The sequence below is a fragment of the Cupriavidus pauculus genome (genome assembly GCF_003854935.1).
Classification (GTDB): domain Bacteria; phylum Pseudomonadota; class Gammaproteobacteria; order Burkholderiales; family Burkholderiaceae; genus Cupriavidus; species Cupriavidus pauculus_C.
Map to the genome: position 1 here is coordinate 1,557,384 of NZ_CP033969.1, position 20,753 is coordinate 1,578,136.

The 20,753-nt window shown below is 68.6% G+C and carries 19 protein-coding genes, 1 other RNA gene and 1 riboswitch; of the genes, 14 read left to right on the forward strand and 6 right to left on the reverse strand.

Annotated elements, in window-relative coordinates:
- Positions 1 to 120 precede the first annotated feature (120 nt).
- From EHF44_RS08885 to EHF44_RS08895, 3 genes are read left to right on the forward strand one after another with little or no spacing between them, the layout of a single operon-like run.
- A complete protein-coding gene (locus EHF44_RS08885) occupies positions 121 to 1,653 on the forward strand; it encodes a leucyl aminopeptidase (protein WP_124683409.1) in 1,533 nt (510 codons plus the stop codon).
- 27 nt (positions 1,654 to 1,680) lie between these two features.
- Positions 1,681 to 2,115 carry a DNA polymerase III subunit chi gene (locus tag EHF44_RS08890; RefSeq protein ID WP_124683410.1) on the forward strand — a complete coding sequence of 145 codons (435 nt, stop codon included), beginning with the start codon at positions 1,681 to 1,683 and terminating at the stop codon, positions 2,113 to 2,115.
- A complete protein-coding gene (locus EHF44_RS08895; RefSeq protein ID WP_124683411.1) occupies positions 2,112 to 2,603 on the forward strand; it encodes a DUF2486 family protein in 492 nt (163 codons plus the stop codon). Before EHF44_RS08890 ends, EHF44_RS08895 begins: the two co-directional genes overlap by 4 nt.
- Before the next feature lie 404 nt (positions 2,604 to 3,007).
- Here EHF44_RS08895 and ilvD read toward each other — a convergent pair whose 3' ends face one another.
- Complete coding sequence (gene ilvD / locus EHF44_RS08900; RefSeq protein ID WP_124683412.1) at positions 3,008 to 4,681, reverse strand: dihydroxy-acid dehydratase; 1,674 nt, start codon at positions 4,679 to 4,681, stop codon at positions 3,008 to 3,010.
- Between the two features lie 134 nt (positions 4,682 to 4,815).
- Between ilvD and EHF44_RS08905 the strand changes: the two genes are divergently transcribed.
- The 7 genes from EHF44_RS08905 to EHF44_RS08935 all read left to right on the forward strand — a co-directional run bounded on the left by EHF44_RS08905 (position 4,816) and on the right by EHF44_RS08935 (position 13,148).
- Positions 4,816 to 5,760, forward strand: coding sequence for a LysR family transcriptional regulator (locus tag EHF44_RS08905; protein ID WP_124683413.1), 945 nt, complete (start codon positions 4,816 to 4,818; stop codon positions 5,758 to 5,760).
- 50 nt (positions 5,761 to 5,810) lie between these two features.
- Positions 5,811 to 6,629, forward strand: coding sequence for a prolipoprotein diacylglyceryl transferase (gene lgt / locus EHF44_RS08910; RefSeq protein WP_124683414.1), 819 nt, complete (start codon positions 5,811 to 5,813; stop codon positions 6,627 to 6,629).
- Positions 6,630 to 7,402: 773 nt separating this feature from the next.
- The gene (locus EHF44_RS08915; RefSeq protein WP_124683415.1) at positions 7,403 to 8,122 is read left to right on the forward strand and encodes a GntR family transcriptional regulator; all 720 of its coding nucleotides are present in this window, start codon (positions 7,403 to 7,405) and stop codon (positions 8,120 to 8,122) included.
- A 51-nt stretch (positions 8,123 to 8,173) separates the two neighbouring features.
- On the forward strand, positions 8,174 to 9,595 hold the full coding sequence (locus EHF44_RS08920) for a malonyl-CoA decarboxylase domain-containing protein (protein ID WP_124683416.1): 1,422 nt from the start codon (positions 8,174 to 8,176) through the stop codon (positions 9,593 to 9,595).
- A gap of 106 nt (positions 9,596 to 9,701) precedes the next feature.
- The gene (locus EHF44_RS08925) at positions 9,702 to 10,709 is read left to right on the forward strand and encodes a Bug family tripartite tricarboxylate transporter substrate binding protein (RefSeq protein WP_124683417.1); all 1,008 of its coding nucleotides are present in this window, start codon (positions 9,702 to 9,704) and stop codon (positions 10,707 to 10,709) included.
- Positions 10,709 to 11,509: an enoyl-CoA hydratase/isomerase family protein gene (locus EHF44_RS08930; protein WP_124683418.1), complete on the forward strand. Its 801-nt coding sequence runs from the start codon at positions 10,709 to 10,711 to the stop codon at positions 11,507 to 11,509. The genes EHF44_RS08925 and EHF44_RS08930 overlap by 1 nt, the downstream gene beginning before the upstream one ends.
- An 85-nt stretch (positions 11,510 to 11,594) precedes the next feature.
- Positions 11,595 to 13,148 (forward strand): malonate--CoA ligase, encoded by a 1,554-nt coding sequence (locus EHF44_RS08935; RefSeq protein ID WP_124683419.1) that lies wholly within the window; start codon positions 11,595 to 11,597, stop codon positions 13,146 to 13,148.
- A 69-nt stretch (positions 13,149 to 13,217) separates the two neighbouring features.
- Here EHF44_RS08935 and EHF44_RS08940 read toward each other — a convergent pair whose 3' ends face one another.
- The 5 genes from EHF44_RS08940 to EHF44_RS08960 form a co-directional block, all read right to left on the reverse strand.
- Complete coding sequence (locus EHF44_RS08940; RefSeq protein ID WP_124683420.1) at positions 13,218 to 13,916, reverse strand: SIMPL domain-containing protein; 699 nt, start codon at positions 13,914 to 13,916, stop codon at positions 13,218 to 13,220.
- A gap of 138 nt (positions 13,917 to 14,054) precedes the next feature.
- A complete protein-coding gene (locus EHF44_RS08945) occupies positions 14,055 to 14,528 on the reverse strand; it encodes an EVE domain-containing protein (RefSeq protein ID WP_172966030.1) in 474 nt (157 codons plus the stop codon).
- A gap of 91 nt (positions 14,529 to 14,619) precedes the next feature.
- Positions 14,620 to 14,836: non-coding RNA, 6S RNA (ssrS, locus tag EHF44_RS08950), on the reverse strand.
- A gap of 318 nt (positions 14,837 to 15,154) precedes the next feature.
- Positions 15,155 to 15,478, reverse strand: a complete 324-nt coding sequence (locus EHF44_RS08955; protein WP_124683422.1) for a cell division protein ZapA — start codon at positions 15,476 to 15,478, stop codon at positions 15,155 to 15,157.
- Positions 15,475 to 15,795 carry a hypothetical protein gene (locus EHF44_RS08960; RefSeq protein ID WP_124683423.1) on the reverse strand — a complete coding sequence of 107 codons (321 nt, stop codon included), beginning with the start codon at positions 15,793 to 15,795 and terminating at the stop codon, positions 15,475 to 15,477. Before EHF44_RS08960 ends, EHF44_RS08955 begins: the two co-directional genes overlap by 4 nt.
- A 207-nt stretch (positions 15,796 to 16,002) precedes the next feature.
- A riboswitch (cobalamin riboswitch) is annotated at positions 16,003 to 16,299 on the forward strand.
- Between the two features lie 72 nt (positions 16,300 to 16,371).
- On the opposite strand from EHF44_RS08960, the gene EHF44_RS08965 reads away from it, so the two are divergent.
- From EHF44_RS08965 to cobO, 4 genes are read left to right on the forward strand one after another with little or no spacing between them, the layout of a single operon-like run.
- Positions 16,372 to 18,297 carry a TonB-dependent receptor plug domain-containing protein gene (locus EHF44_RS08965; protein WP_124683424.1) on the forward strand — a complete coding sequence of 642 codons (1,926 nt, stop codon included), beginning with the start codon at positions 16,372 to 16,374 and terminating at the stop codon, positions 18,295 to 18,297.
- 3 nt (positions 18,298 to 18,300) lie between these two features.
- Positions 18,301 to 19,308 carry a FecCD family ABC transporter permease gene (locus EHF44_RS08970; RefSeq protein ID WP_124683425.1) on the forward strand — a complete coding sequence of 336 codons (1,008 nt, stop codon included), beginning with the start codon at positions 18,301 to 18,303 and terminating at the stop codon, positions 19,306 to 19,308.
- Complete coding sequence (locus tag EHF44_RS08975; protein WP_124683426.1) at positions 19,305 to 20,123, forward strand: ABC transporter ATP-binding protein; 819 nt, start codon at positions 19,305 to 19,307, stop codon at positions 20,121 to 20,123. The genes EHF44_RS08970 and EHF44_RS08975 overlap by 4 nt, the downstream gene beginning before the upstream one ends.
- Positions 20,110 to 20,745, forward strand: coding sequence for a cob(I)yrinic acid a,c-diamide adenosyltransferase (cobO, locus tag EHF44_RS08980; protein ID WP_124683427.1), 636 nt, complete (start codon positions 20,110 to 20,112; stop codon positions 20,743 to 20,745). Before EHF44_RS08975 ends, cobO begins: the two co-directional genes overlap by 14 nt.
- Positions 20,746 to 20,753 lie beyond the last annotated feature (8 nt).

Here is a 20,753-nt window from a genome sequence, read left to right on the forward strand (position 1 = left end):
GGGCCGAGGGACTGGCAGGACCGCGGGCTGTCAGCTTGCAGGATCGGCGGCGGCAGATCGCGGATGAAAATCGCGGATAATGGGGGCTTTCTTTTCGACGAGCCCCTGGAAGGAAGCGCGATGGAATTTAGCACAAAAGCCCTGGATCTGAGCAAAGCCGGCCAAAATGGTTTCCTGGCCACCAAGACCGACTGCCTGGTGGTGGGCCTGTTCGAGGGCCAGAACCTTGCCGACGTGGCCAAGGCGCTGGACGTGGCCACCAAGGGGCTGGTGGCGCGTCTGGTGCGCCAGGGCGACTTCGAAGGCAAGCGCGGCACCCAGTTGATGCTGCACGAGGTGGCCGGCATTGGGGCCGCCCGCGTGCTGCTGGTGGGCCTGGGCAAGGAGGCCGAGTTCAGCGACCGCGCCTTTGCCGAAGCCGTGCGCACCGCCATGCGTGCGCTGGGCAGCACGCGCGCCGCCACGGCGCTGTGGTGCCTGGCACAGCAGGTGCCGCCCCAGCGCGACATGACCTGGGGCGTGATCACGACGATCACCATCGTGCGCGAGGCCGGCTACCGCCTGCTGGAGCGCCATCCCGAACTCAAGCGCCCGGCCAAGGGCGCCGGCACGGCCGACAAGCCCACGCTGCGCCGGATCGTGCTGGCCGTGGACGTGGCCGACGGCAAGGCCGCCACCCAGGCCGTGGTGCGCGGCACCGCCATCGCCAACGGCATGGAACTGACGCGCGACCTGGGCAACCTGCCGTCGAACATCTGCACGCCGACCTACCTGGCCAATACCGCGCGCGGCATCGCCAAGCGCCACAAGCTCAAGGTGGAGATCCTGGGCCGCAAGCAGATCGAGGCCCTGAACATGGGCGCCTTCCTGGCCGTGACCAAGGGCAGCGTCGAGCCGCCGCAGTTCATCGTGCTGCGCTACGACGGTGCCAGCGCCAAGGCGGCGCCGGTGGTGCTGGTGGGCAAGGGCATCACGTTCGACACTGGCGGCATCTCGCTGAAGCCGGGCGAGGGCATGGACGAGATGAAGTACGACATGTGCGGCGCCGCGTCGGTGCTGGGCACCATCCAGGCCGTGGCCGAGATGGGCCTGAAGCTGAACGTGATTGCCGTGGTGCCCACCTGCGAGAACATGCCGGCCGGCAACGCCACCAAGCCGGGCGACGTGGTGGTCAGCATGTCGGGCCAGACTATCGAGATCCTGAACACGGACGCCGAGGGCCGCCTGATCCTGTGTGACGCGCTGACCTACGTGGAACGCTTCAAGCCGGCCGCCGTGGTCGACGTGGCCACGCTGACCGGCGCCTGCATCATCGCGCTGGGCCACGTGAACAGCGGCCTGTACGCGCGCAGCGACATGCTGGCCGACCAGTTGCTGGACGCCGGCCGCAAGGCCATGGACACCGCCTGGCGCATGCCGCTGGACGACGACTACCAGGACCAGCTCAAGTCGAACTTTGCCGACATGGCCAACATCGGCGGCCGTCCGGCGGGCAGCGTGACCGCGGCCTGCTTCCTGGCGCGCTACACCGAGAAGTACGACTGGGCCCACCTGGACATCGCCGGCACCGCCTGGAAGAGCGGCGCGGCCAAGGGCGCCACGGGCCGCCCGGTGCCGCTGCTGACGCAGTTCCTGATGGACCGCGCCGCGTAAGCGGCCGACAGGGCAAGGCAGCCATCCATGACGCGCATCGACTTCCACAGCAACGTGCCGGATACGCTGGCCTACGTCTGCCGCCTGGTCCGCAAGGCGTACGGCGCCGGGCAGAAGGTCGTGGTCTACGGCGCGCCCCAGCAGCTGGGGCAGCTCGACGCGCGGCTGTGGTCGTTCTCGCCGCTCGACTTCCTGCCGCACTGCGGGCTGGACAGCCCCAATGCGGCGGTGACGCCGATCATCCTGGCGGCCACGCTGGACCAGGTGCCGCACCACCAGTTGCTGGTGAACATCGCGGCGGAAGCCCCGCCGCAGTTCGCCAGCTTCGAGCGGCTGATCGAGGTGGTCGGCGCGACGCCGGACGCCCGCGACGCCGGCCGCGAACGCTATCGCTTCTACCGTGAGCGCGGCTACCCGCTCACGCACCATGACATCGGGCAGGCCAAGGGAGAATCGGCATGAGCGAACGCACGACTTCGCGGGTGATCCCGCGCCTGGGGCCCAACGACAGCGTGCCGCTGCTGACGGAGATCGTCGAACTGCCGGACACGGTGTTCGAGGCGCCCCCGGCCGCCCGGACCGAAGCGGCGGTGATCGACACGGCGGACATGCCCGATTCGGGCCTGGTGACGGCCGTGGGAGACACCGACTCGCTGCCGGACATCGTCACGGCGCCCGACACCGAACCACTGGCCGACCCCGCGGCCTTCCAGCCCGGCGAGGACGACCTGCGCGCTGTTCGCACCGAACTGCTGACGCGCGTGATGATGCGCTTTCGCACCGAATGGCCGCAGGTCGTGGAAGCCCACACCGAGGCCACGCTGCAATCACGGCTGGCCCCCCTGACCGCCCAGCTCGCCAGCGAACTGACCCAGGCCCTGGAAGCCCGCCTGGTCGAATGGCTCGACGCCACGCTGGAAGAAATCGAACGCGACCCAGGCGGGGTTTAGCGGCACCGCTCGCCTCGCGGTTTGCTCCTCTCTCCCGCAACGCTTGCGGGAGAGGGGAGCACAAAAGCCAGTGGAGACTTCGACCTGACCCAATGTTGTCTCCCCTCTCCCGCAACGCGGGAGAGGGGCCGGGGGTGAGGGCAGGCGGTCCAAATTGCCACAGTCAGCAAGCAGACCCGCAACGCCCTCTCCCCCAACCCCTCTCCCGCACGCGGGAGAGGGGAGCAAAAAGCCGGTGGAGATTTCGACATTGACCCAATGTTGTCTCCCCCGCAGCGCGGGAGAGGGGAGCAAAAAGCCAGTGAAGACCTCGACCTGACCCAATGTTGTCTCCCCTCTCCCGCAACGCGGGAGAGGGGCCGGGGGAGAGGGCCAGCAGTGCTAACTGCGACAAGTCGGCAACATCAATCCGTCACCGCCCCCTTGCTGGCCGTCGATGCCAGGCGGGCGAACTTCGCCAGTACCCCTCGCGTGTAGCGCGGTGCCGGTTGTTGCCAGCTGGCGCGGCGGCGGGCCAGTTCGTCGTCGGGAACGTTCAGTTGCAGCAGCAACTGGTGCGCGTCGATCGTGATCGAATCGCCTTCCTGGACCAGCGCGATGTTGCCGCCCACGTGGGCTTCGGGGGCGACGTGGCCCACCACCATGCCCCAGGTGCCGCCCGAGAAGCGGCCGTCCGTGATGAAGCCCACCGACTCGCCCAGCCCCTTGCCGATGATGGCCGACGTAGGCGCCAGCATCTCGGGCATGCCCGGGCCGCCCTTGGGCCCCAGGTAGCGCAGCACGAGGATGTCGCCGGCCTGGATCTTGTCGGCCAGGATGGCTTCCATCGCGCTCTGCTCGTCCTCGAACACGCGTGCCGGCCCGGTGATGACCGGATTCTTGAGGCCCGTGATCTTGGCGACGGCGCCTTCCTCGGCCAGGTTGCCCTTGAGGATGGCCAGGTGACCCTGCTTGTACAGCGCCTTGTCGATCGGCATGATCACGTCCTGGTCGGCGCGCGGCTGGTCGGCCACGTGCTCCAGTTCCTCGGCCAGCGTGCGGCCGGTGATGGTCAGGCAGTCGCCATGCAGCAGCCCGGCGTTGAGCAGGATCTTCATGACCTGCGGGATGCCGCCCGCGCGGTGCAGGTCGGTGGCCACGTAGGCGCCCGACGGCTTCAGGTTGCAGATCACCGGCACGCGGCGGCGGATGCGCTCGAAATCGTCGATCGTCCATTCCACCTCCGCCGAGTGCGCGATCGCCAGGTAGTGCAGCACCGCGTTGGTCGAGCCGCCCGTGGCCATGATCAGCGACACGGCGTTCTCGATCGACTTGCGCGTGATGATGTCGCGCGGCTTGATGTCGCGCTTCACGGCCTCCACCAGCACGCGGGCCGATTCGGCCGCGCTGTCCACCTTTTCCTGGTCCGGGTTGGCCATGGTCGACGAATACAGCAGCGACATGCCCAGCGCCTCGAACGACGAGCTCATCGTGTTGGCCGTGTACATGCCGCCGCAGGACCCCGTGGACGGGCACGCGTTGCGCTCCACGCCCTCGAAATCCTCCTCGCTCATGCGCCCGGCCGTGAACTCGCCGACGGCCTCGAACGACGACACGATGGTCAGGTCCTTGCCCTTCCAGTTGCCCGGCTTGATCGTGCCGCCATAGACGTAGATGCCGGGCACGTTGGTGCGGGCCAGCGCGATCATGCCGCCGGGCATGTTCTTGTCGCAGCCGCCGATCACCACCACGCCGTCCATCCACTGGCCCTGCGCGGCCGTCTCGATGCAGTCGGCGATCACTTCGCGTGAGATCAGCGAGTACTTCATGCCCTCGGTGCCCATCGACATGCCGTCGGAGATCGTCGGCGTGCCGAAGATCTGCGGGTTGGCGCCCGAGGCCCGGATGGCTTCCACGGCCGCGTCGGCCAGCCGCTGCAGGCCGGCGTTGCACGGCGTGATCGTCGAATGGCCATTGGCGATGCCGACCATCGGCTTGTCGAAGTCTTCCTTCTGGTAGCCCAGCGCGTAGTACATCGACCGGTTGGGGGAGCGCGCCACGCCTTGCGTGATGTGCTGGGAGCGTTTGTTGAAAGCCATGGGGTCTCTCCGGGGGAATGTCGTTGTTGTGCCGCAGAGCATGCGCCTTGCCATTTTGCGTGTCCAATATATTATTCGACCGTTATTGAGTCGAAAAACCTATCAATCAGACTGGATTTGAGGAGGCACCGCGCTTGGACCTGCGCCAGTTGCGCTACTTCGTCACCGTCGCCGAAGAGCTCCATTTCGGACGCGCCGCGCGCCGGCTCGCCATGACGCAGCCGCCGTTGTCGCAGCAGATCCAGGCGCTGGAGGCGGAAATCGGCGTGCCGCTGTTCGTGCGCACCCGCCGCTCGGTAATGCTGACCCCGGCCGGCCAGCAGTGGCTGCCCGAGGTGCGCCGGGTGCTGGCCGATGCCGCCGCGCTGCCCGGCCTGGCCCAGCGGCTGGCGCGCGGCGAGGTGGGGTCGCTGGCGCTGGCCTTTGTCAGCACCGCCGACTACGGCATCCTGCCCGAGCTGCTGCGGCATTTCCGCGCACGGCACCCGGACGTCCAGTTGCAGCTGCGCGAGGCCACCAGCGACGTCCAGCTCGAAGCGCTGGCCGACGGGGCCATCGACGCCGGGCTGGTCATCCGCCCCCAGCTTGCCGTGATGCCGCACGGGCTGTCGTACCTGCCGCTGGTGCGCGAGCCGCTGGTGCTGGCCGTGCCCGATGGCTGGCGGCCGACCGGCGCGCGGCAGGTGCCGGCGCAGGTGTCGCTGCGCGACGCCGCGCGCGAGCCGCTAATCATCTTCCCGCGCCGAAGCGCGCCGGCGTTTTATGACATCATTACGGGCTACTATGCGCGCGACGGCCTGACGCCGGTGATCGCCCAGGAGGCCATCCAGATGCAGACGATCGTCAGCCTGGTGTCGGCCGGCATGGGCGTGGCGCTGGTGCCCGCGTCGCTGTGCAACCTGCGGCGCACCGGCGTGTCGTACCTGGCGCTGCGCGATGCCGGCCCCGAGATCGAGACCGGGCTGGCCTGGCGCGAAGGCGCCGCCGGCGTGGCCCCGGTGCTGCGGTCGTTCATCGACATCGCCACGGGGCTGGCCGGCGCCATCGGCCTGACGCATGGCCGTGAGACAACTACATAGCGCGGCCGCCCCGCGCTCAACCTGACCGCTTTCTCTCCCCGCTTCCAAACATGCTCGTTCATCCGCAATTCGACCCGGTTGCCATCCACCTGGGGCCGCTGGCCATTCGCTGGTACGGACTGATGTACCTGGCCGGCTTCATCATGTTCCTGTGGTTCGGCCGGCTCCGCATCCGCCAGCCGCACGTGGCGGCGCGCGGCTGGGTCACGCGGGACCTGGACGACATGCTGTTCTACGGCGTGCTCGGCGTGATCCTGGGCGGCCGGCTGGGCTACGTGCTGTTCTACAAGCCAAGCTACTACCTGACCCATCCGCTGGAAATCTTCAAGGTCTGGGAGGGCGGCATGGCCTTCCACGGCGGGTTCCTGGGCGTGCTGGTGGCGATGTGGGTGTTCGCCAAGGTGCGGCGGCGCCATTGGATGGAAGTGACCGACTTCATCGCGCCGCTGATTCCGTGCGGGCTGGCCGCCGGGCGCATCGGCAACTTCATCAACGGCGAGCTGTGGGGCCGCGCCACGGACCTGCCGTGGGGCATGATCTTCCCGCAGGCCGGCGACAACATCCCGCGCCATCCGTCGCAGCTCTACCAGTTTGCCGGCGAGGGCGTGGCGCTGTTCATCATCCTGTGGCTGTTTGCACGCAAGCCGCGGCCGATGGGCGCGGTGTCGGGCGTGTTCCTGATCGGGTATGGCGCGTTCCGCTTCCTGGCCGAATTCACGCGCGAGCCGGACAGCTTCCTGGGCCTGCTGGCGCTCAAGCTGTCGATGGGCCAGTGGCTGAGCCTGCCGATGGTGCTGGCCGGCGTGCTGATGCTGGTCTGGGCCTACCGCCGCCAGGCAAACGGCGCCGCCGCTGGCGCGGCGCGCTGAAGCCCTTCCTGTTTCAGTTCTGCAACCAGGTGGCGCACCGTTTCCGTGCGCCGCCGAACGCATTCCCGTCCCGCTATGTACCGTTTTCGGCATATTTAGGGGCTGGGTTGCCTACGATACAGGCAGCCGCGTAACCAAGACTCGTATCGGCGAAGATACATCCTGTTACATACCTTGGCCCGTGTCACAAGTCGTGTTTCGTCCGCCTCAATGAAATCAAGGACTTGGCGACGGTGGCACGGTCCTCGCTATGTTGGTTGTTACAAGATGGTCGGGGCGGGCAGCGATCCGCCCGGCATGGCGGCAGGGGGAGGGGCGCACGGCGAGGCGTTCGCGCCATGACAACGACGAAAAGCCGAACGGGAAAAGGCACGGGAACATCCGCACTCCGTTACGAGTGCTTGATCGGGGTAGGCGTCGGGTTGGCGCCAGTCAAGCAATCCGACCCGCAAGCGTCCGGCCACGCTGCCCGACGCCCATGACAAGACCGCGGCAGTCTTTCACGCGCGGGCGACCGTTCCTGCAGGGAGGTGGGAGCGGTCGCCTGCCGCACCTGTTTTGTCCCGCCGATATCCTGCCGCCGCGCGCCCGCCGCGCTCATGGATTTCCCGCAGTCACCGCCGTTTCAGCCACGCCTGACGCACACCTGCCGCGATGCAGCATCGAAACCGCTTGCGATTGGCCGAACTTCCCGTAATTATGAATTATTGCGGCGTAATCGCCGCTCGGGCGTGCAGTTCCGTTACGGTGTTTTCCGGTCCGAAAGGGGCACGATGCGTATCGTCAGGCAGGCGCTGTACCTGGAGGTGGCGGACCGGCTCCGCACGATGATCGACGACCGCACGTTGCCGCCCGGCGCGTGGATCGACGAGGTGGCGCTGGCGTCCACGCTGGGCACGTCCCGCACGCCGCTGCGCGAGGCGCTCAAGGTGCTGGCCGCCGAGGGGCTGGTGCGGCTGGAGCCGCGGCGCGGCTGCTTTGTCAACGCGCTGAGCGAGCAGGACCTGGACGAGATCTTCCCGCTGATGGCCTTGCTGGAAGGCCGCTGCGCCTACGAGGCGGCCCGCAATGCCACGGAAGCCGACCTGGGCGCGCTGGAAGGCCTGCATGCCGATCTGGCCCGCTACGCGCGCGCGGGCGACATCGACGCCTACTACGAGACCAACTACCAGATCCACGAGGCCATCCAGCGGCTGGCGGGCAACCGCTGGCTGTCGGGCGTGGTCAGCGACCTGCGCAAGGTGCTGCGGCTGTCGCGCCACAAGAGTTTGAAGCTGCCGGGGCGCATCCACGAATCGTGCGCCGAGCACCTGTCGGTGTTTTCTGCGTTGAAGGCACATGACCCCGAAGGGGCCGAGGCGCTGATGAAGACCCACGTGCTGCGCCAGCGTGGCGCGTTGCGAGCGCTGGGGGTGGCCGAACCCGAGGCCGAGCCGGTGCCGCCGCCCGATGCCGCATCGGCCGGCCGCCTGCGCCTGGCCGGGCAGGGCTGACCCGTCACCTTCGATCGATTTCATCGCCAACCGACGCCGCAGGACATCGCCATGACCGCCTTCGATCCCGCAGACCAACAGAAAGTCAGTGCGCCGCTGGAAGCCAGCGAGCCGGTCAGCGACTCGCTGTTCACGCGCTTTGGCCGGTGGTGGGGCCGCAAGGGCGACGAGCCCGGCAAGCCCGGCAAGCCGCCCGCGCCGGCGGCGGACCAGACGCTGTCCGCGCGCGCCATCAAGCGCCAGCGCGACCAGCTCCGCCAATGTTTCGACGCCCGGCTGACCGATGGCGCGGCCAACGCCGCCGCGCTGGCCTGGCAGGACGCCTACCAGGCCGCGTCCGAGCCGCTGCGCCAGGCCATGCTCGGCGTGCTGGCCGAAGTGGCCGCGGGCCGCGACGCGCCCGGGGCGGCGGGCAGCAGCGCATCGGCCCTGTCGCAGGCGCTGTCGAATGCGCGCATCCGCTTCTTCAAGCGCTTTGCCGCGCACCACGGCCAGCGCGGCGACAGCGCCTGCGGGCTGCATTTCCTGATCCAGTTGCGCGCCGACATGCTGCGCTGGCACAAGCGCATCCCGGGCCTGCGCGAGCTGGACGAGGACCTGGAGGCGCTGTTCTCGAACTGGTTCGACGTGGGCCTGCTGGAGCTGCAGCCCATCACGTGGGATTCGCCGGCGTCACTGCTGGAAAAGCTGATCCGCTACGAGGCCGTGCACGAGATCGCGTCGTGGACGGACCTGCGCAACCGGCTCGATTCGGACCGCCGCTGCTACGCGTTCTTCCACCCGCGCATTCCGCGCGAGCCGCTGATCTTCGTCGAGGTGGCGTTCGTGCCCGAGATGGCAGCCAACGTGCAGGCGCTGCTGGACGAAGCCGCGCCGCTGGAAGACCTGCGCCGCGTGAAGTGGGCCATCTTCTACTCGATCTCGAACACGCAGGCGGGGCTGCGCGGCGTCAGCTTCGGCAACTTCCTGCTCAAGCGCGTGATCGAGGAGCTGCAGCGCGAATTCCCCAAGCTCAAGCAGTTCGCCACGCTGTCGCCGGTGCCGGGCTTTGCCGACTGGCTGCGCCGGCAGGAGGCCGAGGCGGTGGCACGCATTCTGGGTGACAAGCGGCTGTCGCGCTGGCGCGAGCGCCACGGCGACGCGCCGGCCGACGGCGCGGCGTGGTTCGCGGCGCTGCCGGCCGACGCGCAGGACCCGGTCATCCGCGACACCGCGCTGACGCTGGTGGCGCACTACCTGGTGCGCGAGGGCGGCAAGGGCGTGCCGGCCGATCCGGTGGCGCGTTTCCATCTGGGTAACGGGGCATGTGTCGAGCGCGTGAACTGGGGCGCGGACCTGTCGCGAAAAGGCCGCGCCCAGTCGGGCGGGGTGATGGTGAATTATCTTTACGTGCCCGAGGCGCTGGATGACAATCTGGCTCGTCTCGGCGACGGCAATCCCCGCATCAGCCGTGCGGTGGCCAAGCTGCTGTAGCCCCTGGGTCGGGCACGAACGCCGGGCGGGTTTCTGTCGGGTGGGTTTGCAGTAGGCAGTACTTCGATTGACTTTCCACGCATAGAGTAGAGAGAGGAGACAGTACATGAGTCGTCAGCGCAGCCTGACCGCGTTCGCGCGCGTCTTTGCAATCGCCGGCCTGGTCGCCGGCACCGGGGTGAGCCTGTATTCGCCCGCCGTCCAGGCCGCCGATGCGTGGCCCAGCAAGCCCGTCACCGTGATCGTGCCGTTCCCGGCCGGCGGCGGGACCGATGCCTTCGCGCGGCCCCTGACCGCGCAGCTGTCCAAGCAGCTCGGCAAGCAGTTCGTGATCGACAACCGCGGCGGCGCCGGCGGCACGGTGGGCGCGAGCCTGGCGGCCAAGGCCACGCCGGACGGATACACGATCTTCATCGGCGGCGCCCACCATGCCATCGCGCCGTCGTTCTACAAGAAGCTCGACTACGACATCGAGAAGGACTTCATCCCGGTCACCGTGATCGCGCAGCCGCCGCAGGTCATCGTGGTCAATCCGAACAAGGTGCAGGCCAACACGCTCAAGGACCTGATCGCCTACGCCAAGGCGCATCCGGGCCAGCTCAACTACGCGTCGGCCGGCAACGGATCGGCCCACCACCTGGCGGGCGAGCTGTTCAAGCTGCAGACCCAGACCGACCTGGCCCACGTGCCGTACAAGGGGGCCGGCCCAGCGCTGTCCGACCTGATCGCGGGCCAGGTGGACCTGATGTTCGACGGGCTGGGTTCGTCGGCGCAACACATCCGCGCGGGCCGCATCAAGGCGCTGGCGGTGGCGGCCAAGACGCGCTCGGCGGCGTTCCCGAACGTGCCGACCGCGGCCGAGGCGGGCGTGCCGAACTACGAGGTGTCGACGTGGTACGCGCTGTGGGCGCCCAAGGGCACGCCAAAGGAAGTGGTCGACAAGCTCTACGCGGAGACCACCAAGGCGCTGAACAGCCCGGAAATGAAGGCGATCTGGCTGCAGAACGGCTCCGAGATCCCGCAGTTCACGCAGGAACAGTTCGCGCAGTTCCAGCGCGCCGAGATCAAGCGCTGGGCCGAGGTGGTGCAGCGCTCGGGCGCCAAGATCGACTGATGGCCGGCACGGTCACTTTCGCGCGTGAGGGACAGGTGGCCACGGTCACGCTGTCCCATCCGGGCAAGCTCAACGCGATCTCGGCCGGCATGTGGCAGGCGCTGGCCGCCGGGTTTGGCGCGCTCGCCGCCGATGTGGCCGATGGCACCGCGCGCGCGCTGCGCTGCGTGGTGGTGCGCGGCGCCGACGGCAACTTTGCCGCTGGCGCCGACATCGCCGAGTTCCCGACCGTGCGCGGCAATGCCGACGCGGTGCGGCGCTACCACGCCGACACCATCGCCCCGGCGCTGCGCGCCATCGCCGAATGCCCGCTGCCCACGCTGGCGGCCATCGAAGGCGTCTGCGTGGGCGGCGGGCTGGAGATTGCCTGCAACTGTGACCTGCGCATCGCCGCGGCGGGCAGCCGCTTCGGCGTGCCGATCAACCGGCTGGGCTTTCCGATGGCGCCGGGCGAGCTCCAGGGCCTGCTGGCGCTGGCCGGGCGCGCCGTCACGCTGGAAATCCTGCTGGAAGGCCGCGTGTTCGACGCCGCCGAGGCCGCCGCCAAGGGCCTGCTGACGCGCGTGGTGCCCGAGGCTGCCCTGCACGACGAGGTGGCCGCCACGGTGCAGCGCCTGTGCGCGGGCGCGCCGCTGGCCGCGCGCATCAACAAGGCCACGATCCGCCGCCTGTCGCCGGCCCCGGCGCCGCTGACGGTGGCCGAACTGGATGCCCACTTTGCCTACGCCGGCAGCCGCGACCATGCCGAGGGCGTGGCCGCGTTCCTGGCGCACCGGCCTCCGGATTTCACCGGGGAGTAATATGTCGGCCGGCCGGCTATCATGGCCGGCTGCCCAGGCTTTTCCGCTGCCACCCCCGGGCATGCCATTCCAATCGCTCCGTACCATGAACGCCAACCTGTTCGCCCTGTTCGAATCCCGCTTTCCCGAAGACCGCGGCGCCTGCTGCATCGAGACGCACGACGGCCTGTACTACTCCTGGGACGACCTGGACCGTGCCACGGCCAAGATCGCCAACCTGCTGACCGCGCTGACGCTGCCCGCCGGCGCGCGCGTGGCGGTGCAGGTGGAAAAGTCCGTCGAGGCGCTGTGCCTGTACCTGGCCACGCTGCGCGCCGGGCTGGTCTACCTGCCGCTGAACACCGCCTACCAGGAAGCCGAGATCGACTACTTCATCGGCAACGCCGAGCCGGCGGTGGTGGTCTGCAGCAGCGCGAACTTTGGCTGGGTGTCCAAGGTGGCGTTCAAGCACAACACGCACCACGTGTTCACGCTCGACGAGAATCGCACCGGGTCGCTGCTGCAGCGCGCGGCTGCCCAGCCGGACACCTTTGCCACGGTGCCGCGCAAGGAGGACGACCTGGCGGCCATCCTGTACACGTCGGGCACCACGGGGCGCAGCAAGGGCGCCATGTTGACGCACGGCAACCTGGCGTCGAACGCGCAGACGCTGCATGCGTACTGGGGCTGGCGCAGCGACGACGTGCTGCTGCACATGCTGCCGATCTTCCACGTGCACGGCCTGTTCGTGGCGTCGCACGGCGCGCTGCTGGCCGGCGCCAAGATGATCTGGGCGCCCCGGCTGGACATGGGCCAGCTGTTGAAATTCATCCCGCGCAGCACGGTCATGATGGGCGTGCCGACGTACTACGTGCGCATGGTGCAGGAGCCGCGCTTCGACCAGGACCTGTGCCGCAACATGCGGCTGTTCGTGTCGGGCTCGGCGCCGCTGCTGCTGGAAACATTCGACGCATTCCGCGAGAAGACCGGCCATACGATCCTGGAACGCTACGGCATGAGCGAGACCGTGATGCTGGTGTCGAATCCGTACGATGCGGCGCTGGGCGAGCGCATCGGCGGCACCGTCGGCATGCCGCTGCCGGGCGTGTCGGTGCGTGTGATGGATGGGGAAGGGCGGCTGTGCGAGCCGGGCGTGATCGGCAATGTCGAGGTCAAGGGCCCGAACGTGTTCAAGGGCTACTGGCGCATGCCGGAAAAGACCGCCGAGGAATTCACCGCCGATGGCTGGTTCAAGACCGGCGATGTGGGCCGCTTCGGCGGCGCCATCGTCAGCCAGGCCGGCGAACGCAAGGTGCCGGACCAGTACCTGACCATCGTCGGCCGCAGCAAGGACCTGATTATCTCGGGCGGCTACAACGTCTACCCGAAGGAAATCGAGAGCTTTATCGACGAGATGCCGGGCGTGGCCGAGTCCGCCGTGATCGGCGTGCCCCATGCCGACTTTGGTGAGGCCGTGGTGGCCGTGGTGGTGCGCAAGCCCGGTGCCGACATCGACGAAGCCGGCATGATCGGAACGCTCAAGGGCCGCATCGCCAACTTCAAGGTGCCCAAGCGTGTGCACGTGGTGGACGAACTGCCGCGCAACACGATGGGCAAGGTCCAGAAGAACGTACTGCGCCAGCAGTTTGCGGGCATCTGAGGCCCGCCGGATACGGATTTGCGGGATTTGCGCCCGGCCCCCGCGCGGGGCCCGGGCGCAACGGACCGCTTACTTCACCATCTGCACCGACCCGTTGACCGACACGGTCACCTGGGTCTTGCCGCCTTCCACCGGGATCGGCATGGCGGCGTCGGCGGACATGGCCTTGGCCGCGTACATGCGCGGCATCGGCGGCACCATGCCGCCCTGCTCGTTGACCGCAACCTCGCGGATCGTATAGCCGCTGTAGCCGAACAGCTTGGCGGTGGCCTGCGCCTTGTCGCGGAACGCGGCGACGGCCTGGTCGGCCAGCTTCTGCTCGGCCGCCATGCGGGCCTCGCGCGACAGCGAGAACGCCACGTTCTGCACCTGCATCTGGCCGGCCAGTTCGCCCGCCAGCTTCGACACGGCCGCGAAATCCTTCGACTTGAGCTGGATCTCCGAGCGCCCGCGCCAGGTGCTGATCTTGCCGTTGCGGTCCGTGTTCGGATGGATCGTGAAGCCGCCCGACTGGGCCTCCACGCCCGAGACCCGCTTGGCCTGGGCCAGCGCGGCCTGTGTGCGCTGTGCCAGCGCGCTGGAGATGGCTGACGGCTCCGGGCCTTCCTGCTCGGCGGCCAGGACCATTGTGACGACGTCGGTCGGCACCTCGGTCACGGCCTCGGCGTTGAGCGACAGCACGCCCGATGGTTGCGGCATGGTCACGGTCTGGGCCGAGGCCATGGCGGCGCAGGTACCCAGCAGCGAAGCGGCCAACAGTTTCTTCATATTGTTCTCCGATCAATGTGATGGCTATCAGATACGGGTTCGCGCGTTTCGTTCCGCGCGCGGGCCAGCAGGGCGATCCAACGGGCGAGCGGCCCGATCGGGGTCAAGGCGGGGCAAGAAAACCGGGCGCCGCGGCGGCTATTTCATCAGCTTTTCGGTGATGTAGCGCCATTCGGCCGGCGTGACCGGCGTGATCGACAGCCGGTTGCCCCGGCGCAGCACGACCATGTCGGCCAGCGCATCGTGCTCGCGCAGGGCCGGCAGCGGCACCAGCGCACTCTTGCTGACGAAACGCACGTCCACGAGCGACCAGCGCGGGTCGTCGGGCTTCGACGCCTTGTCGTAATAGTCGCTCTTGGGATCGAACTGCGTGGGATCGGGGTAGGGCTGGGAGCTGACCTCGGCCAGGCCGGCAATGCCCGGCTCCGGGCACGACGAGTGGTAGAACAGCACGCCGTCGCCGATGCGCATCTGGTCGCGCATGAAGTTGCGGGCCTGGTAGTTGCGCACGCCCGTCCAGGGCAGCGTGCCCTCCCGGGCAAGGTCGTCGATGCTGGCTTCGTCCGGTTCGGACTTCATCAGCCAGTACTGGCGGGCGCGCTGTTCGGCCATGGTCAATGGATGACAGGTCAGATGACAGGTCGGGAGGCGAAATGAAAAAGGCGGTGGTTCGTTGAAACCACCGCCTCTTCATCACTTGAAGGGGGTCCCCGCCTTGGCCGCTGGGTCGGCATCCTGAACCCAAGTGAGGTTCAGAGTGGCTGCGGAAGTCGTATTTCGGGTACATCACCCACTCAGGGAGTCCAGGCTGGGCCCAGACTATGAATGCGGCGACGCGCTCGCCCACACGACATGATCCCGCACCATGCAATGCATATCGGTTCAAGGAGTTATGACCCTCACGAACCAGGCAGGGAAACTGTCAAACGTCTGACCTGTGTTCCTGTGCGTGCAGCACGCTCGGGATGTCAGACGTTTGCCGTTTCAAACTAGGATGGGATGGAAACGGCGGCCAGGCACGATAACCCGACCATCCAGCTGCGTCGGTCGCACGCGCCGCGCAGTGGCTCCACTATACACCGCGAGGTCGGGCATACCAAGTCGGACCTGTCGCGTCGTTACATTTTCCACCACACCTGTCGCCACGCCCACACAGGGCGCGGCATCGGCTTCACATGGCCGTCATATGTGGCCACCGCCGCGCAATTCAAGCATGCGCGGCAGGGTTTTTCAGCGGCTCAGCGCGTGCCCACGTGGGCGTACTGGCGCAGCGCCTCGTCGGCGCGTTCGTTGAGTTCGCGGATGCGCGCGCGCACCGCGTCCACGGGGATCGCGCCGTCCTCTTCCTGCTTGCGGCGGGCCGCCAGCAGGTCGGACGCGATGCTGATCGCGGCCATCACGGCTACGCGCTCCACGCCCTTGGCCGCCACGCTGCCCTTGAGCTTGTTCATCTTGTCGTCGACCAGCGCCACGGCCTCCAGCAGCGCGGCCTCGTTGTCCGGCGAGATCGCGAAGCGATAGGGCTGGCCGGCGATGTTCACTTCCACTTGCTTGTTGCTCATGCATGTTCTCCGGGGGCTTGCTGCGAACCTTCCGCCGCGGCACGCGGGCCGTCGCCCAGCAGGTCGAGCTGGCGCGCATCGCTGGCGGTGGGCAGCTTGTCCAGGATGGACTGGATGCGCAACTGGGCTTCCTCGATCTTGATATTGAGCAGTTCGCGGTCGGCCGCCATGGCTTCGCGGTCCGCGCGCAACTGGCCCGCCTCGGCCTGCAGGCGGTCGATCTCCGCCCGCAGCCGCTGGTTTTCCGCCGCCAGGGTGTCCGCATGGTGCAGCACACGTCCGATCTTGGCGGCCAGTTGTTCGAGTTCGTTGAGCATAGTGCCTGTCGTGTCCGGTAAGGAGTAAGGGTCAGGTTTCGGGATTCTAGCCGATGCACGCACGCTGGCTACCTGCAACAAGCCCGGTGAGACTTGCGTGCCGCACGGAAGTTGCACGGATCGCCGCCGATCGGCCCGATTGCGCGCGTCATCCGGTGGTTATCGGCAACCTGATCCATCGCATTGACGCCAACTTTGAAACTCCCTACACTCGCGCACGTTCCAGGTGCTCGCAGCCCTTTCGCAGGCGCTGCAGTTCAACGGGAAACAGGGAGCCGGGGTGCCGCTGCCAGACTGGATATCGCCAGCCTGGACAGCGCGGCGCGGGCCAACCTGTGCTGCCCCCGCAACGGTAAGCGACCGCGGACACGCTCATGACGAGCGTCGCCCGCAGGGCCGGCCAAGCGCCACTGATCCAATTTCGTCAGCCTCTGGCGATCCGATCGGGAAGGCGGCCTGCCTGATGTCGTCAGCCCGGATACCGGCCTGAAGAACGCGGGCGTCCGCCCCTTGCGGCGCCCATTCGCCAACAGGTCCGCGGGGGAACGGACCCGGCCGTTCTCTTCCATCCTGCTCATGCGTTCCACGCCTTCCAGGTCGACTGCCGCGGCAAAGCCGCCGGTCCGCCTATCCACGTCCGCCATCGTGGCGGCCGTTGCCGTCCTGTCCGCCGCCCCGGTGCCGGGCCTTGCCCAGACCGCGCCGGCCGATGCCGCGCCGTCGCAATCCCAGCCGCAATCCCAGCCGCAGGCCCTGGCGCCCGTCGTCGTCACCGCCTCGCGCACCGCGCAGAGCGTGACCGAGGCGCTGCCGCACACCACGGTGGTGACCCAGGAGGACATCGTCAATTCGCAGGCGCCCGACCTGCGCTCGCTGCTGCGCGGCCAGGCCGGCGTGGAATTCGCCGTCAACGGCGGCATGGGGGCCAACACGTCGCTGTTCATGCGCGGCGCCAACTCCAACCAGGTGCTCATCCTGATCGATGGCGTGCGCGTGTCCGGCGCCAGCAGCGGCACGGCCCAGCTTGCCAACATCCTGCCCGACGAGATCGACCACATCGAGGTGGTGCGCGGCAACGTGTCGGCGCTGTACGGGTCCGACGCCATCGGCGGCGTGGTGCAGGTCTTCACCAAGAACGGCGCCGGCCACGCGCCGGCGGCCAATGCGCAGATCGAGTACGGCAGCAACAACACGCGCCAGGGCTCCGTGGGCTATGGCGGCCAGATCGGCGACACCACGTTCAACGTGACCGGGTCGATGTTCAAGACCGACGGCTTCTCGTCGATCAATACCAAACTGCGCCCGACCGCAAACCCGAACGACAACCCGTACGAGAACAAGAGCGTCTCCGGCCAGCTCCGCCACAAGTTCACGCCCGACTGGGACGCAGGGGTGGCCGCGTACTACTCCGACAGCGACCTGTCCTACGACGGCGGCGGCCGCACCGACGATACCCGCCTGCTCAGCAAGCTCTACACGCTGTCCGCGTTCGCCAACGGCCGGCTGACGTCGGCCTGGACCACGCACGTCAAGGTGGCGCAGAGCGAGGACCGCAGCGAGGGCCGCAAGAACGGCCTGTTCGACAGCCTGTTCAGCACGCGCAACCGCCAGTTCAACTGGCAGAACGAATACGCGCTGACGGCCGGCCACAAGCTGCTGTTCGGCACCGACTGGCTGCAGCAGGAGCTGACGTCCAGCGCCTACAACGCGCCGTCGCGCAACGTGTTCTCGGTCTACGGCGGCTACGAGGGCCGCATCGGCCGGCACCAGCTTCAGCTGAACGGCCGCAACGACCACTATTCCGACTTCGGCAACCAGGGCAGCTTCTTCGCCGGCTACGGCTTCAACGTGACCGATCAGGTCAAGCTGATCGCCAACGTCAGCAACGCGTTCCGCGCGCCCACGTTCAACGAGCTGTACTACCCCGGCTTTGGCCAGCCGAACCTGCAGCCCGAGCGGGCCAAGTCGGCCGAGGCTGGCGTGCAGGTCGATACCGTCAGCGCCGGCCTGCTGCGCGTGACCGCGTTCGAGACCCGCTACGACGACCTGATCGTGTCCACGCCGGTGGGCGTCGGCAGCGGCATCTACCTGGCCCAGAACGTCAACAAGGCCAAGGTGCAGGGCGTGGAGGCGTCGTGGCGCGCCACGGTCCTGGGCACTGACCTGGGCGCCAGCGTGACGTTCCAGAACCCGGTGGACGAAAGCAGCAATACCCAGTTGCTGCGCCGCGCGCGGCGCCATGCGTCGTTCGATGTGGGCCGCAACTTCGGCGACTGGCGCTTCGGCGGCGAGTGGCTGCTGTCGTCGTCGCGCATGGATTCCGGCTCGCGCCGGCTGGGCGGATACGGTATCGTCAACCTGACCGCCCGCTACAACATCGACAAGCAATGGTTCGTCGCCGCCCGCGTGGAAAACCTGTTCGACAAGGACTACATGCTCGCCTACCCCTACAACACGCAGGGCCGTGCCGGCTTCATCACGCTTGGCTGGAGGCAGAAGTAACCGATGACTGACCTGCGGCGCGCGCTGGCTGTCTGGACGGTCCTGGCCCTGGCCGGCGCGGCCGTGTTCGCGCTGTCGCTGGCTGCGGGCAGCGTGGCGCTCGATGCCGGGCAGCTCTGGCAGGCGCTCTCCGGCGCCGACAGCGGCACGGCCGGCGCCATCGTCCGCGAGCTGCGGCTGCCGCGCGCGGCCGCGGCGTTTGCCTGCGGCGGCCTGCTGGCGCTGTCCGGCGCGCTGATGCAGGTGCTGCTGCGCAATCCGCTGGCCGAGCCCTACGTGCTGGGCGTGTCCGGCGGGGCATCCACCGGCGCGCTGATGGCGATGCTGCTGACGCTGCCGGTCTGGATGGTGCAGGCCGGCGCGGCCGGCGGCGCGCTGGCGTCGATGCTGCTGGTGGCCACGCTGGCGCGGCGCGACCTGCTTCACCCGCAGGTGCAGGGCGGCCACCACGAGGCCGGCGCCCGGCTGCTGCTGACCGGCGTGATCCTGGCGGCCGGCTGGAGCGCCGTCATCATGCTGATCCTGGCCATCGCCCCGGAATCGCGCCTGCGCGGCATGCTGTTCTGGCTGACCGGCGACCTGGGCGGCACGGCCAGCTACGGCTGGGCGATGACCACGCTGGTGGTGGCGCTGGCCCTGGCCATGCCGATGGCGCGCGCGCTGAACGTGATGCTGCTGGGCGAAACGGTGGCGCAGTCGCTGGGCGTGCGCGTGGGCCGCGTGCGGCTGGCCACGTTCCTGATCGCGTCGGTGTCGATTGCGGCGGCCATCACCACGGCCGGCTCCATCGGCTTCATCGGCCTGGTGGTGCCGCACATGGTGCGGCTGGCCTGGGGCAACGACCAGCGCCAGTTGCTGCCGGCGTCGGTGCTGCTGGGCGGCACGCTGCTGATGGCCGCCGACCTGATCGCCCGCACCGTGATCGCGCCCGCGCAGTTGCCTGTGGGCGTCATCACCGCGCTGCTGGGCGTGCCCACCTTCCTCTACCTGCTGCTGCGGAGGCCGCGATGAGCGCGTGGTACGAACCGCTGGCGGCCTGCCCGCAACTGGCGCTGCGCGACGTGCGGCTGCAGGCCGGCCCGCGCGTGCTGGTCGACCGGTTGTCGATGTCGATCGCGCCGGGCCAGCTCTGGTGCATCGTCGGCCCGAACGGCGTGGGCAAGTCCACGCTGATGGGCGTGCTGACCGGCCTGCGCGCGCCCGACGGCGGCAGCGTGGCGCTGGACGGCGCCGCCATGGGCCAGATCGCGCCGGCCGCGCTGGCCCGCCAGCGCGCCTACCTGCCGCAGGCCGTGCACGACACGTTCTCGATGGCCGTGGAGGATGCGGTGCGCGTGGGCCGCCATCCGCGCCTGAGCGGCTGGGGCTGGGGCCGGCGCGACGACGACCGCATCGTGCGCGACGTGATGACCGCGCTGGACCTTGACGCGCTGGCTGCGCGCGACGTGCTGACGCTGTCCGGCGGCGAACGCCAGCGCGTGTCGCTGGCCGCCGTGCTGGCCCAACAGGCGCCGCTGCTGATGCTGGACGAACCCGTGTCGCACCTGGACCTGCGGCACCAGATCATGGTGCTGGACGTCCTGCGCCGCCTGACCGCCGCAGGCCGCCACGCCGCCGTGGTCATCCTGCACGACCTGACCCTGGCGCGGCGCTACGCCAGCCATGCGCTGCTGATGGCCGAGGACGGCCCCGCGCTGCACGGCCCCGCGCCCGAAGTCCTGACTCCCGCGCAGTGCTCCCGCGCTCTGCGCACCCCGATCATCAGTCTCAGCGACGGCACGCACACCGCGCTGATCCCCGACGGATACCCCCATGAGCGACATTGAACGAATCGACCCGGCCGACGCCGACGGCCGCGACGCGCGCCACAAGGCACGCATGGTCCGCAAGAAGGAAGTGGTGGATGCAAAGATCGCCGCCGCGCAGGCCGAGCGCGGCGTGATCGTCATCACCACCGGCAACGGCAAGGGCAAGTCCAGCTCGGGCTTCGGCATGGTGGTGCGGGCGATGGGCCACGGCATGCGCACGGGCGTGGTCCAGTTCATCAAGGGCGCCATTCCCAGCGGCGAGGAACTGTTCCTGCAGCGCTTTCCGGACCAGTGCGCATTCCACGTGATGGGCGAGGGCTACACCTGGGAAACGCAGGACCGCGCGCGCGACGTGGCCAAGGCCGAGGCCGCCTGGGAGATCGCGCGCGGCATGCTGCGCGACCCATCGGTCGGGCTGGTGCTGCTGGACGAGCTGAACATCGCGCTGAAGCTGCACTACCTGGACGTCGACACCGTGATTGCCGACCTGCGCGCCCGTCCGCCGATGCAGCACGTGGTCATCACCGGCCGCGGCGCGCCGCCCGCGCTGGTGGAGGCGGCCGACACCGTCACCGACATGACGCCGGTGAAGCACGCGTTCCAGCAGGGCATCAAGGCCCAGCGCGGCGTGGAAATGTAGCCCGGGAA